The following is a 14600-nucleotide window of genomic DNA, read 5'->3' as shown; positions in this document are numbered from 1 at the left end:
TCTTATTTTTTACTCACGCTCGCATCCGCGGCTTCTTTTTTCGCCTGGGCTTTGAGTGCCTGATTGGCTACGATCCCAAGTTCGATTCTTTGGTTCTGACGGCGACCGTTTTCGGTACCGTTAGACACCTTTGGTGTGTATTCTCCAAAGCCCTGAATCACCATTCGGAGCTGAGCCACGCCATTGAACTGTAAAAAGTCAGCCAACGACTCCGCTCGTTTTTCAGAAAATAATTGGTTTTGCTTCGCCGTTCCGACATTGTCGGTATGACCCGCTATCAATATTTCTGTGTCTTTATACGTAGCCAACGAATTGGCAAGTTGTTGCAAAATAGGTTGTGGATCAGGCGATAAAGCATAACTGAAATCAGATTTAAACAGAACTCCCGAATTGAACGTTATCTTAATCCCTTCTCCAAATCGTTCGACCTGAGCTATGCCTGACACACTTTGGGTCAACTGAACGACCTGCTTGTCCATGTACTTTTCAATAATTGAACCAGCCACACCACCCACAGCCGAGGCTGTAATGGCGTAATTAGTAGGATTTTGAGCCCTACTAATTACGTTTTTTGTCGTCGAAGTAGGTGTGGTACCCGACTTTTTTAGATTTGATGTGGATGTACAGTCGGAAAGTGTTGCAGTGAGCATAACTCCTGCGGCATATATTAATAAACTTTTTACTGTCAAAATATTTGTTTTCATGCTGTAGAAATCTTAAAGACTTACTTCAAAGATGAGCGCAGCATCCACGCCATTTTCTCGTGTTTCGCCGGCACTCCCGTCAGGAAGTCAGTCGTGACCAAGTCATCATACTTATCGCTTTGCCCAATATCTTCGCGGAGATGTTTACATATAATCAGCAATTGCTTCACTTGCTGTTCCTGTTGGTGATAGTAAGGGCCTTCTCCCAATCGGGTGGTTTTCAAAAACTCCTCCATCGTTCCGTTGGCACGCTCACCCAACTGCGTGACGCGCTCGGCAACCTCATCTATCAGCTCCGTAATCAACTCATAATGAGAGCCATAGGATTTATGCGTTTCCATAAAATTTGAGCTTCTGATGTTCCAGTAATAATTACGGGTTTTGATTAATAAGACGTGTTCGTCGGCCAAAAGTTGGTGCAACACATCCACAATCTTTTTGGTCTGTACCTCAGGAATTCCAATATCAGCTTGCATAAAAAAAATTCTTTTAGTCTAATTTTATTTCAAACGACCAGCGTTCATTTTGACGCGCCGAAAGAAATCGTCGCGTCCCTGATGTCCAAAATCTGCGGGTCCATCCGAGTGAGTTTGATGTGACGCATACAGCATTCCAACTGATGCCGCCAACCCTACCAAACCTGTGATACTCATTAACAATAGGATTTCCATGATTACCTAACATTTAATGGTTCAACTAATAGGACTGTTCTCAAACGGTGCCGCGACGGATAAGTCCAATCAAAAATGACACAATGGCTAATACCAACAAAATGTGAATAAGCCCACCTGCGCTATACGCAAAAGCACCAATTAACCATCCAATGATAAGAATGACAGCGATGATATATAAGAGGGAACGCATGGCTTTAACTATATTAATGTGGATAAAATCGTTTGATGTTATCTTACTCAAAATACTTATACCGGCTTATTTTTCAGTGGCAAATGGGGAAAAACCGAACTAATATGTCCAGATGTGTGGAAACATTTCCCCAATCGATTCAGTTGTTGGGTTGGAACAGTTGTTGGTTGTTCCACACTGTACATTTTTATCAGGGATTTCAGGAAGCCGTTATGCGTAATTTTTGGCAGACATACAGCGCTATTTTCAAAGAAGCTATTCAAGAGTTCATGAACGACAACGCGATTAAACTCAGCGCGTCTTTGTCCTATTATACCCTGTTTTCGCTCGCGCCCATGCTCTTAGTAGTTTTATCCATCGTGGGATTTTTCTACGGACGAGAGGCCGTTGAAGGCCAACTTTATAATCAAATCGATTGGTTGGTGGGTGCAGAAGCAGCCAAACAGGTTCAGGAACTAATTCGTCACGCTCAACTGTCGGGTAAGACTGGAATAGCGGCCATTATAGGAGTAGTCACGTTGATTATAGGAGCTACGGGGGTCTTTGCCGAAATTCAGGATTCCATCAATCAGATTTGGGCCATCAAGCCTAAGCCCCGCAGTGGATTGGTCAAATACCTCATCAATCGGCTTCTTTCTTTTTCGCTAATCGTGTCTTTGGGATTTCTGTTCATTGTATCACTTTTCCTCAATACCGTGCTGACTATTTTCAGCGAAAAAGTAAAGGTGCTGTTCTCAGACGCCACCGTTTATTTGTTTTGGGCGCTCAACATTGCCTTTATTTGAGGAGTGATGACCGTACTTTTCGCGGTGATTTTCAGCGTATTGCCCGATGGAAAAGTCAAACTGAAAGATACATTTATCGGAGCGGGCGTCACGGCAGTTCTTTTTATGATCGGCAAATACGTCATTGGTTTATACCTCGGACAATCGGACATTGGAGGAGCTTACGGAGCGGCCGGCTCGGTAGTCATTATTTTACTTTGGGTGTATTATTCAGCCCTGATTCTGTTTTTTGGTGCAGAATTTACCAAAGTATATGCTTTTAAATTAGGAGGAGGCATTCAACCGCGGGCGTACGCGGTTAGATTTCAAAAGAAAGAAATTGAAGTAAATAAAACGTTAATCAATCATTTATCAAACAATTAAAACTATGAAAACCGTTTGGAATAAATCAGCGATAAAAGCCTTGCAGGTTTTTAACTGGGTGTTTTTCGCAGCGATGGTAACAGCTAATTATTTGGCCAATGCCCTGCCTTTTAATAACAAAACGACGGGACAGGTTTCCGGCCAATACCCCAATCTTTTCGTCCCTGCTCCCCTTACTTTTGCCATTTGGGGAGTTATTTATCTGTTACTGCTGCTATTCTGCATTAAGCAGAGCAAATCTATGTTTCAAAAACACGTAGATGAAGCTACCGCCGACACCGTGGGTATCATCGGTGCACGATTTATTGTCAGCTGTATTCTCAACGTACTCTGGATCCTTTCATGGCATTATGACTACTTGGTGTTCTCCGTATTTGTGATGTTGGCTCTGCTGACGCAACTTATCATTATCAACGCGCGCCTCAATCTCATTACTCCTTACCTGAACAAAACCTCCCGAATGGCGATTAAAGCTCCTTTTGGCGGTTATTTGGGCTGGATTTGCATTGCTACCATTGCCAATGTTACGGCGGTATTGGTGGGCACCGGTTGGGATGGCTGGGGACAGAGTGAAACATTTTGGGCGACCACGATGATTTTTGTGGGTGCGCTCATCAGCTCCTGGGCGCTACTAAAACTCAAAAATGCTTACTTAGGTCTATCAGTAGTCTGGGCCTTTGCGGGTATTATCATGGCTCGCCTCGAAGCCGACGTTTATTATCGCTTCATTGTATGGTCGGCGGTATTCGGGATGATTCTCGTCGTGGCAGCCATAGTGGTAGAAGTTACCGGCTCGCTGTTCAGAACGTCCAAAGTAAAAGTAGCAGATCCTCACCTCAGCCATGACCCAAAGACGGCGGTGCAGTGGTAAGTGGTAGAAGACTCTTAGTATGACCTATGGATTTCAAGCTTCATTCAGGGGGAAGGTCACGGTAAAAACGGTGCCTTCTCCTATTTCAGATTCTACTTCTACTGTAGCGCGGTGCGACTGCAAAATGGTCAGCGTAGAGGCCAATCCTAAGCCTAAACCGTTGGTTTTAGAAGTGAAATAGGGTTCAAAAAGGCGATTGAGATTCTCGGGGCTGATGCCGAGTCCGTTGTCTCGGATTTCAACATAACACGATTTTCCCGCCACATGAGTAGACACCATCAGTATGCCTTTTTCTTCTTCCATGGCCTCAATGGCGTTGATGATAAGATTCAGGAACGCCATTTTGATATTGGATTTATCCAAAGGCAACGAACAATCTTCTCCGAATTCTTTTTCTAATGCTATCTTCTTCAAACTGAGGCGGTCAGTAGCTTCTCCCAGCGTATCTTCGAGTAAATCGTTGATAGAAACGCGGCTCAAAACAGCTTCCTGTTGTTTGAAAGAATTCAAAAGTTCAGTAATAAGCGTATTGATACGACGGCTGTTTCGACGAATAATTTCCGCAAAAAGTTTTTGTTCTTCATCGGTCAGTTCCGGCTCAATTTGGTCCAGCGATAAGTTAATATTGGTTAGCGGGTTACGAACTTCATGGGCAAGAGTACGTACCAAACGCGCAGTAGAAGCGGCTTTAGCAGCCAACAGCGTATCGCGTTCCAATTTCTTACGGGCCGTAATGTCCTGAATGACCAACAAATAATAGCCTTCACCTTCGCTGTCGCTCTGTTTGCTGGCATGAAGCGAACAAAGCACCCGCTCCCCATTTTTCTTCACCAGCCACACTTCAAAGTTTTCCACAATACCTCGTTCTTCGAGGCTTTGGACGTATTGGGCGTGCTGAGAAGGAATGGCAAATAAATCTTGTGAGCAAAGTTGTAAAAGCTCGGTTTCGTTGTACCCAAGCAAGTCGAGGGCCGTATTGTTGTAATAAAAAATAAGCCCTTTAGGCCTTTTGAGCAATACTGCATCTTTGAGCTGCCCAAAAATACCGCGCAGTCGCGTTTCACTCTCGCGCAGGCGGCGCAAAACCTCGGCCCTCTCTAAAGCATAACGGATACACCGGTCGAGTTTTTCAGCATCCAACTCACTCTTTATCAGATAGTCCATGGCACCAAGACGCATAGCTTCCACGTCCACTTTTTGGTCTCCCCTACCCGTCAGCAGCACAATAGGGCAGCTTACTCCGCTCCGAATCGCTTCCTGTAAGAGGTCAATCCCTGTTTTGGCACCGAGCAGAAAGTCAAAAAAGCACAGGTCAAATTTGGCTTGGGTCAGCTGCATGATTCCTTCTCCAAACGAACTTGCCCAAGTAATGTCAAAGTGCTTATTATGTATTTCTTTCAGGTAATCGGATGTAAGAAAAAAATCATCTTCATCATCATCCACAATAAGCAATCGAATGGTTTCTTTTTCCATTATTCGGTAATGTTGGGAAGTTGGACAATATCAAACCAATAATGACCCAGCGTACGTGTGACTTCAATAAAGTCAGCAAAAGCTACAGGCTTGGTAATAAAACAGTTAACCCCCAAATCATAGGTCTGCAAGACATCCTGTTCGGCTTTGGAAGTAGTCAATACGACTATGGGTATGGACCGAAGCGAAGGATCAGATTTTATTTCTTTCAGCGCCTCCCGACCGTCCATTTTGGGCATATTCAGGTCTAAAAGTATCATGCCCGGCCGAGGACTATCTGCCGGGTTGCTGTACTTTTCGCGACGTTTAAGGTAGTCCATCAGTTCTACACCATCATTGACAAACCTTATTTCATTCAGTAAATGATTTTCTTCAAATGCCTCTTTGGTAAACATCCGATCGTCTTCATCATCATCGGCAAGCAAAATCAGTACGCTTTTGTCTGCATTTTTGAGTTCAGTTATACTCATGGTGTGTTGGGTTGGGTGACCAGCAAATAAAAAATGAATTTGGCGCCTTCGCCTGGCTTGCCCTGTGCTTCGATAAAGCCGTGGTGCGCTTCTACTATTTTACGACATATTGCCAATCCCAGGCCCGTACCGGCATATTCAGCCCGGCCATGAAGTCGTTGAAATATCGTAAAAATTCGTTCTGCATATTCCGCTTCAAATCCAATACCGTTGTCACTGATGATAAATTCAAAATAATTTTCTTTCGGGTTAATTTGCCCAACGGTGGGGGCTTCATAAGGAACTATTTTCCGAACCTGAATGGCTATTTTCGGGGTAGTGCCCGGCTTCGTAAATTTGAGAGCATTCTCAATTAAGTTTAAAAAAAGTTGATGCATCTGCACCGATTGAGCCTCTACCGCGGGCAAGTCATCAATGGTAATAGACGCTTTTTTCTCCTGAATTTTTACTTCTAAATCCTCCAATACATTCTTTACCACCTCATTAAGATTCACCGACGCATACGATTCTGTTTGTCGCGACGCCCGCGAATACGCCAGTAAATCTTCAATCAGAGCGTGCATTCGTTGCGCAGCGCCAGTCATACGATCTACAAAAAATTGACCTTCAGAGCCCAGTTGTTCTTTGTATTTTTTTGCTAATCTTTCGCCAAAAGCAATGATTTTTCGAAGCGGTTCCTGCAAATCGTGCGATGCAACGTAAGCAAACTGCTCCAAATTCCGGTTGCTTTTATTAAGCGCCGTCAGGCGGCGTTCCAATTCGTTTTGATAGGTGATGATTTCGGTTCTATCAGCCAACATTCCCATGATCCGCTGTACTCTCCCCTGCTCGTCATAGTAAATATGCCCTTGCAAGGTCACGTATTTTACCATTCCCTCGGCATTGATGATCCGATGTTCAATCTCATACGAAGGCCGATGTTCAGCCAATACCTGAACGGTATAATCAGCGAACCGCTTTACATCCTCGGGTGCAATGAAGCTTTCGTAGAACCGACGCGATATTGTTTTGTCTTTGTACTCCTCAGACGACAACCCCATGATTTTAAATATCCCTTCCGACCATTCTATCCCTTTCCTGTTGGCCTGCCACTCCCACGTACCACATTTAAAAATGGCTTCCGCTTCATTGAATTGGTACTGTTTTTTGAGCAAATCAGCTTCCCGCTCCAACGTATCCGTAATATCTTCCGCCACGTTCATAATCAAACGGGAAGCTTCGGGAGAATCCCGGGCCAATAGCATACTTCGGTTACGTAGTGTACGAATACTCCCATTTTTATGCAGCAATTTACATACAAACTCTACTTTTTTTCCGACTTCCAACGACTCATATTCAGCATGTATTTCTTTCAGAAATCCTTCTTTATCAGGATGTTCAACAAAAGTAAGGATAGACCCTTCCATCTGTTGAATATCTTCCGGCGTATAGCCGAGTTTCTCAGCTACACGGTTATTGACAAAAATAAGCTTCTTCAAATCCCAGTTGTAGATAAATACCAAATGAGACGAAAACTCAAAGATTTGTTCCAGCTGTGCTACAGAAGGTTGCAACGACAAAGATTTCCAAGAAGAATCCTGCATTTGAAACGAGAGGAGTTTAAATAGTTTGCAGTTATTAATACCATGGGTTGTTGACTGTGAACCGTGGACTGCTTACTGTGAACTATTAATTACTAAGATTGATGTGTTTCATTTTGTTGTACAAAGTTTTACGGTCAATTCCCAATGCCTGTGCGGCCTTGCTTTTATTGAAATTAACCTGCTTTAAAACGTTGAGAATCATTTCGTATTCGGCCTCAAGTGCCGCAGACTTCAAGTCCACCTTGGAGACGGCGGGAAGTTTTGTAGCCACTGCGGGTTCGTAGACAGAAACAGGAAGTGCCTCGGGAGCCACATAATTGACGGCAGTCCCGTTCGTTGGTTCAAGAAACAACAGTTTATCGTAATTGAGTAATTCAAACGGTAAAGCGCGTGCGTCTATAAAATCGCCGTCGGTCAGTAGAGTAGAGCGTTTGATGACGTTTCTCATTTCTCGAAGATTTCCTGGCCAGGGATATTCCGAGAAGGCTTTTTCCACTTCCCGCGAAAAGCCCCGAACGTGTTTTCCAAGTTCGAGGTTGGTTTTGTCCAGAAAAAATTGAGCAAAAAGCATCAAATCAGACCGCCGTTCACGCAAAGGAGGTACATCTATGTTGAATTCGTTCAGGCGGTAATACAAATCTTCCCGAAACTTACCGCGCCGAGCGGCTTCCACTAAGTGCTCATTGGACGCCACCACAATACGCACATCCACTTCGATTTCACGATTCCCTCCAATGTGGCGGAGCTTACGTTCTTGCACCACGCGCAGCAGCGATACCTACACATCATAGGGAAGATTACTGACTTCATCCAGAAACAGAGTACCGCCGTTGGCCATTTCAAAATGACCGATCTTTTGGTTCAACGCACCCGTAAAGGAGCCTTTTTCGTGACCAAACAGCTCACTTGCCGCCAATTCCCGCGAGATAGCCCCGCAGTCCATGGCCACAAAAGGCCCTGAAGCACGCTTGCTGCGTTTGTGAATTTCAAGCGCAACGGCTTCTTTCCCAGAACCGCTTTCGCCGTAGATAAGTACGCTATAATTGGTCGGTGCCACTAAATCTACCTGTTTATAGAGGTAACTTGATTCGGGACCGTTTCCAAAAATATATTGAGTTTGGATATTTTTCCGACGTGTTTCTGGTAAGGCCAGGTTATCTGCATCGGCATTTTCTTTTTGTTGCGTTTCGTATTTAGTAAGGCTGTCCAACGCTTTGCGAATCGTCATCAAAATCTCATCCGGGAAAAGGGGCTTGGTAATGTAATCAAACGCTCCTTTTTTCATCACGTTAATGGCTATTTTTATATCGGAATAACCCGTAATGATCAGCACCAAGACCGTGGGAAACTTTTCTTTGATACGCATCAGTATGGTTTCCCCGTCAATATCGCCGAGTCTGAAATCCGTTAAAACCAAATGAGGGCGAAACTCCTCTAAAAGGGCGAGTCCGCTTACTCCGGTATGAGCAATCGCTACTTCAAAACCATTTTTGGTCAAAAACCGACGCAATAACAGGCAAATGTCGGTGTCGTCATCAATGACTAATATTTTTTGTGCCATAAGATTTTCAATTGAAAATGATTTTGTTTTTCCTTTTTACTTCACCGGCGGTATTAATGAGGGAATGCGCGAATGACGGGGCCCGCAACGGCGCGGGGCGCCCCATGGCGACCGTGCCCGTGCGGTCAATAAGGGAATACTATTTATAACAATTGATTATCAAACACTAATCTCTTATTCACTCAATCACTCATTCACCATTCACTAATTGGTATTTAACTCACAAAACGCGCCGGAGCGTTGCAGTGGGAATATCCAACTGTTCGCGGTATTTTGCCACCGTTCTACGGGCAACAGGGTAACCAAGATCAGCCAACATTTCGGCCAACTGAAAATCGTTAAAAGGATTGTGTTTATCTTCTTTGGAGACCAAATCGGCCAAAGTCAGTTGAATCTGACGATTGGAGACTTCCTCACCGGTGTTGGTCATCAGCCCTTCGGTAAATAAATCTTTCAGGTGAATGATCCCGAATGGCGTTTGAGCGTATTTCCCGCTCGTCACCCGCGAAATCGTTGAAACGTCCATTTTGATACGTTCTGCAATGTCGCGCAACACCATTGGTTTGAGCATGCGCACATCCCCTGTCTTAAAGTAGTCTTCCTGCAACTTCACAATCGTACGCATCGACCTCAGCATGGTATTTTCTCGTTGCTGAATGGCTTCAATCAGCCAATTGGCCGCGTTGAGTTTGGAATTGACGTATGTGTTAGCCGCTCTGCTCCCCCCCACTTCCTGCGCATAGGCTTTATTGATAATCAAGGGAGGAATACGCCGATTGTTGAGTTCAACGTCGATGATATCCCCCTCCACCGTCACTATGTAATCGGGAACAATATTGTCTTTTACAATCAAAGTTCCCGTTTGACTTCCTACTACGGGCTGAGGATTGAGCGTAGCAATCAAGGCGAGCGTATCTTTTAGGTCGTCAAACATCAGACCACTCAGGCGCATCAACTTTTCGTAGTTGCGGGCCGCCAAATCTTCAAAACGCTTTTTTACCAGTTCTGCCGCTATCTTGGCTTTTTCATCCTGTCGGCGTTCCAATTGCATGAGCAGGCAATCCTGCAAATTGCGGGCACCCAACCCCGGCGGGTCCATTTTGCGAAGAATCTGTATAATTTCCTCAACCTCAGCCTCTTCTACGTACAATCCACTCGTGAATGAAACATCGTCGGTCATGGCCTCGGCGGTATAGTTCAAATACCCCTCGTCGGACAATGAATCCACCACAAAATCTGCCAACACCTGCTGACGCTCGGTAAGCGGCAACAAATGAAACTGTTCTTTCAACTCCTGTCGCCAAGAGGCCGTTTCCACCAAGGTAGGTGTATAGGCATTATCGTCATCAGAAAAATTATTAACTCGGGTACGGTAATCCGGTGTGTCGTCCTCTCTGAACTCCTCCCAATCCATGTAATCTTGGGTACGATCCTCACTGCTGCTCAGCGCATTCTCGTCGGAGGTTTCAAAATCACTCGCCGCCTCTTCTTCTCCTTCTTCGAGCAATGGATTTTCTTCTAACTCGTTTTTAATGTGCTGTTCAAGCTCAAGCGTATTGAGTTGCAGGAAATTAAGCAACTGAATTTGCGCCGGAGAAATCTTCAGCGTTTGCTTTTGTGTTTGTATCAGGTTTAGCATGGGAGCCGCCATGGTTGGACAATGTTTTTGGTAGCACTCTACCAAATCAGATGCCTCATAGATTCAATTCAAATGGACAAATACTTTGGCTTTCTTACAAAAACCGTATTAACAATCTGTAATTCAAATAATTACAGGCAAAAATCTTTTTTAATAAACAAAAAAATCTTGGTTTAAGTTTTATAAATCCAAATTCAGTTTCCTCATAAAGGGAAAAATTTTCTACACTAAATGTGGATAAATTTACCCATTACCGGTTAGTATCTATGACATCAAAACATACGCTTTGGGGAATTTATATAGCAATGGCTGTTAGTATTTGTATGTTGGCGTTTGTTAGCTGGCTGGCATACGATCGAATTCGTGAAACAGGAAGGCGTACCGAGGCTGTTAATCATACGTATCGTGTGCGACTCAAAAATAAGGATTTATTGGTTACCCTCGTCAATATAGAAACGGGGCAACGAGGTTATTTAGTCACTCGCATTGAAGATTATCTTAAACCCTACGCCGAAAGCCGTAATGAATTGAAAGCAGTCCACAAAGCATTGCGGTTGCTGGTGAGAGACAATCCCGCCCAAATAACTCGCATGGATACGCTCAATGTTCTGATTGGTAAGAAATTATCGGTAGTCGAATACGGCATAGCCAGAGCTAAGAGTGGGCTGCCTGTAGATACCCTGAAAATGCAGGACGGTCAAATCTACATGGATGAAATCAGGAAAGTATTGCGCCGGTTGGATTCGGACGAGCGCAAAATATTAGCTATGCGGGCTGACCTTCAAAAATTAGCTGACCGCAATTCCAATTACTTCCTTCTCCTTCTGACCCTGGTTCCTTTGGTATTCTTACTGGTGTTTTTTCGATTGTTGTACTTGGAGCTGCGCGCGAGTCCGTTTTCAGACCACGCTGGAGCAAAAATTAACCGAACTCGAACACGCCAATTCTGAACTTGAGCAGTTTGCGTTTGTTACTTCCCACGATTTGCAGGAACCGCTTCGTAAGATTCAGGCGTTCAGTGAACGATTAAAAGTCAGGAACGCAGAACAACTCAGCTCCGATGGAATGACCAATTTGTTGAAAATCAATCAATCGGCAGCTCGGATGCAGCAACTCATTAACGACCTGTTGATTTTTTCAAGAACAGCCAATTTGCGGGAGCGGATATTTGAAGATATTAACCTCAATGAAACGCTGGAAGAAGTAAAGGAAGAATTTCAAGAGATGATTGAAGAAAAACGGGCAACGATTATCAGCGATGTACTTCCTAACATCAATGGCATTCGATTTCAGATGGTTCAGCTCTTCAGCAATCTGATTTCCAATGCCATAAAATACGCAAAAGCCGATGAGGATGCCGTTATAGAAATAGAGTGTCAAAAAGTAAGCGGAGAAGAACTGCAAATAGAGGGAGTAAGAGATTTACAACGACAGAACATCTTCTATCAGATTTCGTTTAAAGACAATGGCATCGGGTTTGACTCCATTTATTCGGAAAAAATTTTCGTAATTTTTCAGCGATTGCACAACCGCACCGAATACGACGGTACGGGCATTGGACTGGCATTATGCCGCCGAATTGTCACCAATCACAACGGATTTATTGTGGCTGAATCAAGACCAAGGCACGCCGGAGCCGTTTTTTACGTTTACTTACCAAAGCAGTAAACAGTTTACGGTTTACAATAGGCTGTTTGCAGTGAGACATTCATTCACTAATTTACGCATCGCAGCGGCGAACCGCTCACAATTCGCTCATTATGAATAAAAAAGCCACGATTCTTATTGCCGACGACGATGATGACGACCGTTTTTTGATGCAATCAGCCTTGTCTGATTACGGCATTTCCAATCCTACGGCTTTTGTAAAGGACGGTATATCTTTGTTGAACTACCTGCGCCAGAATCATGACGCTTGGGTAGGGCTTATTTTGCTGGACTTAAACATGCCGCGCATGGATGGACGCGAAGCTCTGAAAATATTGAAATCGGAAGCCAAGTTGCGAAAGATTCCGGTAGTGGTTATGACTACTTCCAAAGCGCAGGAAGACATTGAAGATTGCTACGCGCTCGGGGCCAATTGTTACATTGTCAAACCCGCTTCTTTTGATGCCTTCAACGAAACCATTGCTACTTTGATAAAATTCTGGATTGATTTATCACAGCTGCCTGTCATGCAGAAAGATAACCTAAAAATGGCTTACTGAGTCTCATCAATCACAACCAGAGCGTACCCATTCAGGTGCTTTGCTTTTTTAGGAACCTCCACCCGAACAACGGGTATCTCATTTTTAGGAACGGGCTTATCCGTTACCTTTTTTACCCAAAGCAACGCCTTTTCTACTATTGAAGTACGATTCTTATAGATGAGATTTGTGGCCAGATTTTGGGCTATAAAAGAAATCACCAGCCGGGGCAACCAACCTGCCCGCGCCAACAGGCCGCGTGTCAGAAGTGTATTGACTCCAATTCCCACTCCTACATTGAGCAAGCCTTTTTTGGGCGCAGTAAGTAGATCACCCACCAGACCCACTGCCTGATGAACGGGATTCAGTTCGGTTTTAATCGCTTTTACCTCCTGTTTCATGTGAACTTTTGAGAGTTCCATCTGATTTTTCAGTCGCGCACGCTCTGCCCGTAAATCGTCAATATTCTGAATCTCAATTTTCATAATAGAACTTTTTAATAAAGCTGTTGACCACCGGCACCTTAATAAGTTTGTCTTTGACAATAAACAGAATGATACATACCACCACGTAAAATCCCGCCACAGTGAAATATCCCAGCGCCGGGTTGTTAAGGCTTTTTCCAATAAGCCAAGCCGCCCCCAAACTTGCAAACAGCAACGCAAACATACCCACCGTGCTAATAATCAAGACAGAAGCCACATTTGAAAGGACTCCCGCCGTTTTTTCTGACGCATTCAGGACGCCTAAATTCCAACGCGCTTCAAAGTAGTCAGAGGCGTGGTCGAGCCAATCAGTGGCTCGTTCCTTTATTTCATTTGCAGAATCTATTACTTGCATAGCTTTGAAATTTGTTTAAAAAGTTGTCAGGATAAATACAGTACTCTTTTTTCCCTGCGGCTGCTGGGAAAAATACAAGACCTCAAATTACCCCGACACTTCTTTTCAATTAAGCGTATCTTTGAGCTTTATCTTTCATATTTTCGGCTTCGTGCTTTGCGTTAGAAACCTCATCTTCCACTTTGTCTTTGGCTTCGGCATATTTACCAGCCACTTTTGACTTGAGTTCTTTGGCTTTGTCCTGCACTTCCTCTTCAACTTCTGCGTATTGCTGACGTCCGCGTTGGATTACATCCAGAAAATCAGACGCAAGGCCATTGGCAGTATCGCGTACTTTTTCGCGAAGTTCGGTTCCTTTTTCAGGAGCAAACAACAAACCAATTACCGCACCGGCGGCGGCAGCGGTAACTATTCCCAATACCACTTTTGAATTATTTGTCATGGCAATTTTTAAGTTTTTTGTGAACTGAATGAAACATTATTTCCGTATCAAGGGGTAAAAACACTATTCCACCCTAACCACTACACAATCTTACCGGGTTCGAGGTTAATTTTCCCCATTTTGGGGTTTGCTTTTCTACGCTGCTTAAAGACGGATTTACTACCGGCACAGTTTTTTAGCTAATTTTAAAAGGTAGTACTATTTATCACCTTTTAGATTTTAATCAAATTAATAAACCAATGAGTAATAAAGCCTTTTTCAGTGCCGTCCAAAAGGCTGTGATTATAGATGACGAGATGGACACGTGCCTCCTGTTAGGGTTGGTATTAAAAAAGTTCGGAATTGTATCACTGCGGGCGCATACCCTTGCTGAAGGTCTTCAGAAAGCCGTAGATGAGCAACCCTCCTACATCTTTTTGGACAATAATCTTCCTGATGGAGTGGGAATCGAACAAATAGAGATTTTTCGTCTGAAAGCTCCCTCTTCAAAATTAGTCATGATTACCGCCATGAGCGGTCTCCGCGAGCGTGCCCTGTCGTCAGGAGCAGATGGGTTTGTAGAGAAACCCCTGGATTTAGATAAAATTGAAAAAGTAATCAAGTAATAATTTTGCTTAGGAATGATTTTAAAATAAGTTAAACATCTAATTGGGATTAATTCTATAATTGAGTTTAGGTATTTTGGGATGGTATTGAATATATTTAGATGAAGAAATACGAGCATCAACTGTGATGCCTTTTTGATATTGATTCAGGTTTAATCTTACTATTACAGTAAGCCCTTTTTTAGTAGAAGTAGCCTCAATACGTTCCGCACGG

The 14600-nt window shown here is 43.7% G+C and carries 17 protein-coding genes and 2 pseudogenes; 6 read left to right on the top strand and 13 right to left on the bottom strand.

Going from position 1 to position 14600, the window contains the following annotated elements; genetic code table 11:
- Window positions 1-2: 2 nt before the first annotated feature.
- From Q0081_RS24465 to Q0081_RS24450, 4 genes are read right to left on the bottom strand one after another with little or no spacing between them, the layout of a single operon-like run.
- Window positions 3-704, bottom strand: a complete 702-nt coding sequence (locus tag Q0081_RS24465; protein ID WP_298359960.1) for an OmpA family protein — start codon at window positions 702-704, stop codon at window positions 3-5.
- 20 nt (window positions 705-724) lie between these two features.
- Window positions 725-1180, bottom strand: coding sequence for a Dps family protein (locus tag Q0081_RS24460; RefSeq protein WP_298359958.1), 456 nt, complete (start codon window positions 1178-1180; stop codon window positions 725-727).
- A gap of 24 nt (window positions 1181-1204) precedes the next feature.
- Complete coding sequence (locus tag Q0081_RS24455) at window positions 1205-1375, bottom strand: hypothetical protein (protein WP_298359956.1); 171 nt, start codon at window positions 1373-1375, stop codon at window positions 1205-1207.
- A 40-nt stretch (window positions 1376-1415) separates the two neighbouring features.
- Window positions 1416-1568, bottom strand: a complete 153-nt coding sequence (locus tag Q0081_RS24450; protein WP_298359954.1) for a lmo0937 family membrane protein — start codon at window positions 1566-1568, stop codon at window positions 1416-1418.
- A 35-nt stretch (window positions 1569-1603) separates the two neighbouring features.
- On the opposite strand from Q0081_RS24450, the pseudogene Q0081_RS24445 reads away from it, so the two are divergent.
- Together Q0081_RS24445 and Q0081_RS24440 are read left to right on the top strand one after the other, a co-directional pair.
- Window positions 1604-2716, top strand: a pseudogene (locus Q0081_RS24445) (YihY/virulence factor BrkB family protein).
- A gap of 4 nt (window positions 2717-2720) precedes the next feature.
- A complete protein-coding gene (locus tag Q0081_RS24440; protein WP_298359952.1) occupies window positions 2721-3587 on the top strand; it encodes a hypothetical protein in 867 nt (288 codons plus the stop codon).
- A 33-nt stretch (window positions 3588-3620) separates the two neighbouring features.
- Here the strand turns inward: Q0081_RS24440 and Q0081_RS24435 are convergent, their stop codons facing one another.
- From Q0081_RS24435 to rpoN, 5 genes and pseudogenes are all read right to left on the bottom strand, one after another.
- On the bottom strand, window positions 3621-5060 hold the full coding sequence (locus Q0081_RS24435) for a hybrid sensor histidine kinase/response regulator (RefSeq protein WP_298359950.1): 1440 nt from the start codon (window positions 5058-5060) through the stop codon (window positions 3621-3623).
- Entirely contained in the window at window positions 5060-5530 is a 471-nt protein-coding gene (locus tag Q0081_RS24430) for a response regulator (RefSeq protein ID WP_298359948.1), read from the bottom strand. Before Q0081_RS24430 ends, Q0081_RS24435 begins: the two co-directional genes overlap by 1 nt.
- Window positions 5527-7113, bottom strand: coding sequence for a PAS domain-containing protein (locus tag Q0081_RS24425; protein ID WP_298359946.1), 1587 nt, complete (start codon window positions 7111-7113; stop codon window positions 5527-5529). Before Q0081_RS24425 ends, Q0081_RS24430 begins: the two co-directional genes overlap by 4 nt.
- Before the next feature lie 85 nt (window positions 7114-7198).
- A pseudogene (locus tag Q0081_RS31995) lies at window positions 7199-8674 on the bottom strand (sigma-54-dependent transcriptional regulator).
- 220 nt (window positions 8675-8894) lie between these two features.
- On the bottom strand, window positions 8895-10313 hold the full coding sequence (gene rpoN, locus Q0081_RS24415; RefSeq protein ID WP_298359944.1) for an RNA polymerase factor sigma-54: 1419 nt from the start codon (window positions 10311-10313) through the stop codon (window positions 8895-8897).
- Between the two features lie 266 nt (window positions 10314-10579).
- Between rpoN and Q0081_RS24410 the strand changes: the two genes are divergently transcribed.
- The 3 genes from Q0081_RS24410 (at window position 10580) to Q0081_RS24400 (ending at window position 12520) form a co-directional block, all read left to right on the top strand.
- Window positions 10580-11263, top strand: a complete 684-nt coding sequence (locus Q0081_RS24410) for a CHASE3 domain-containing protein (RefSeq protein ID WP_298359942.1) — start codon at window positions 10580-10582, stop codon at window positions 11261-11263.
- A gap of 34 nt (window positions 11264-11297) precedes the next feature.
- Window positions 11298-11981 (top strand): ATP-binding protein, encoded by a 684-nt coding sequence (locus Q0081_RS24405; protein WP_298359940.1) that lies wholly within the window; start codon window positions 11298-11300, stop codon window positions 11979-11981.
- Window positions 11982-12073: 92 nt separating this feature from the next.
- Complete coding sequence (locus tag Q0081_RS24400) at window positions 12074-12520, top strand: response regulator (RefSeq protein ID WP_298359938.1); 447 nt, start codon at window positions 12074-12076, stop codon at window positions 12518-12520.
- Here the strand turns inward: Q0081_RS24400 and Q0081_RS24395 are convergent.
- The 3 genes from Q0081_RS24395 to Q0081_RS24385 form a co-directional block, all read right to left on the bottom strand.
- Complete coding sequence (locus tag Q0081_RS24395; RefSeq protein WP_298359936.1) at window positions 12514-12984, bottom strand: hypothetical protein; 471 nt, start codon at window positions 12982-12984, stop codon at window positions 12514-12516. The two genes, Q0081_RS24400 and Q0081_RS24395, sit on opposite strands and share 7 nt — an antisense overlap.
- Window positions 12974-13339, bottom strand: coding sequence for a hypothetical protein (locus Q0081_RS24390; RefSeq protein ID WP_298359934.1), 366 nt, complete (start codon window positions 13337-13339; stop codon window positions 12974-12976). Before Q0081_RS24390 ends, Q0081_RS24395 begins: the two co-directional genes overlap by 11 nt.
- Before the next feature lie 109 nt (window positions 13340-13448).
- Window positions 13449-13781, bottom strand: coding sequence for a YtxH domain-containing protein (locus Q0081_RS24385; RefSeq protein ID WP_298359932.1), 333 nt, complete (start codon window positions 13779-13781; stop codon window positions 13449-13451).
- 239 nt (window positions 13782-14020) lie between these two features.
- On the opposite strand from Q0081_RS24385, the gene Q0081_RS24380 reads away from it, so the two are divergent.
- Window positions 14021-14386 (top strand): response regulator, encoded by a 366-nt coding sequence (locus Q0081_RS24380; RefSeq protein WP_298359930.1) that lies wholly within the window; start codon window positions 14021-14023, stop codon window positions 14384-14386.
- Window positions 14387-14425: 39 nt separating this feature from the next.
- Here the strand turns inward: Q0081_RS24380 and Q0081_RS31990 are convergent, their stop codons facing one another.
- The gene (locus Q0081_RS31990) at window positions 14426-14587 is read right to left on the bottom strand and encodes a hypothetical protein (RefSeq protein ID WP_409034097.1); all 162 of its coding nucleotides are present in this window, start codon (window positions 14585-14587) and stop codon (window positions 14426-14428) included.
- Window positions 14588-14600 lie beyond the last annotated feature (13 nt).

The sequence above is a fragment of the Runella sp. genome (assembly GCF_027484545.1).
Classification (GTDB): Bacteria; Bacteroidota; Bacteroidia; order Cytophagales; family Spirosomataceae; genus Runella.
The sequence above is the reverse complement of the archived record's forward strand: the minus strand, read 5'-3'. Positions and strand labels throughout refer to the sequence as shown.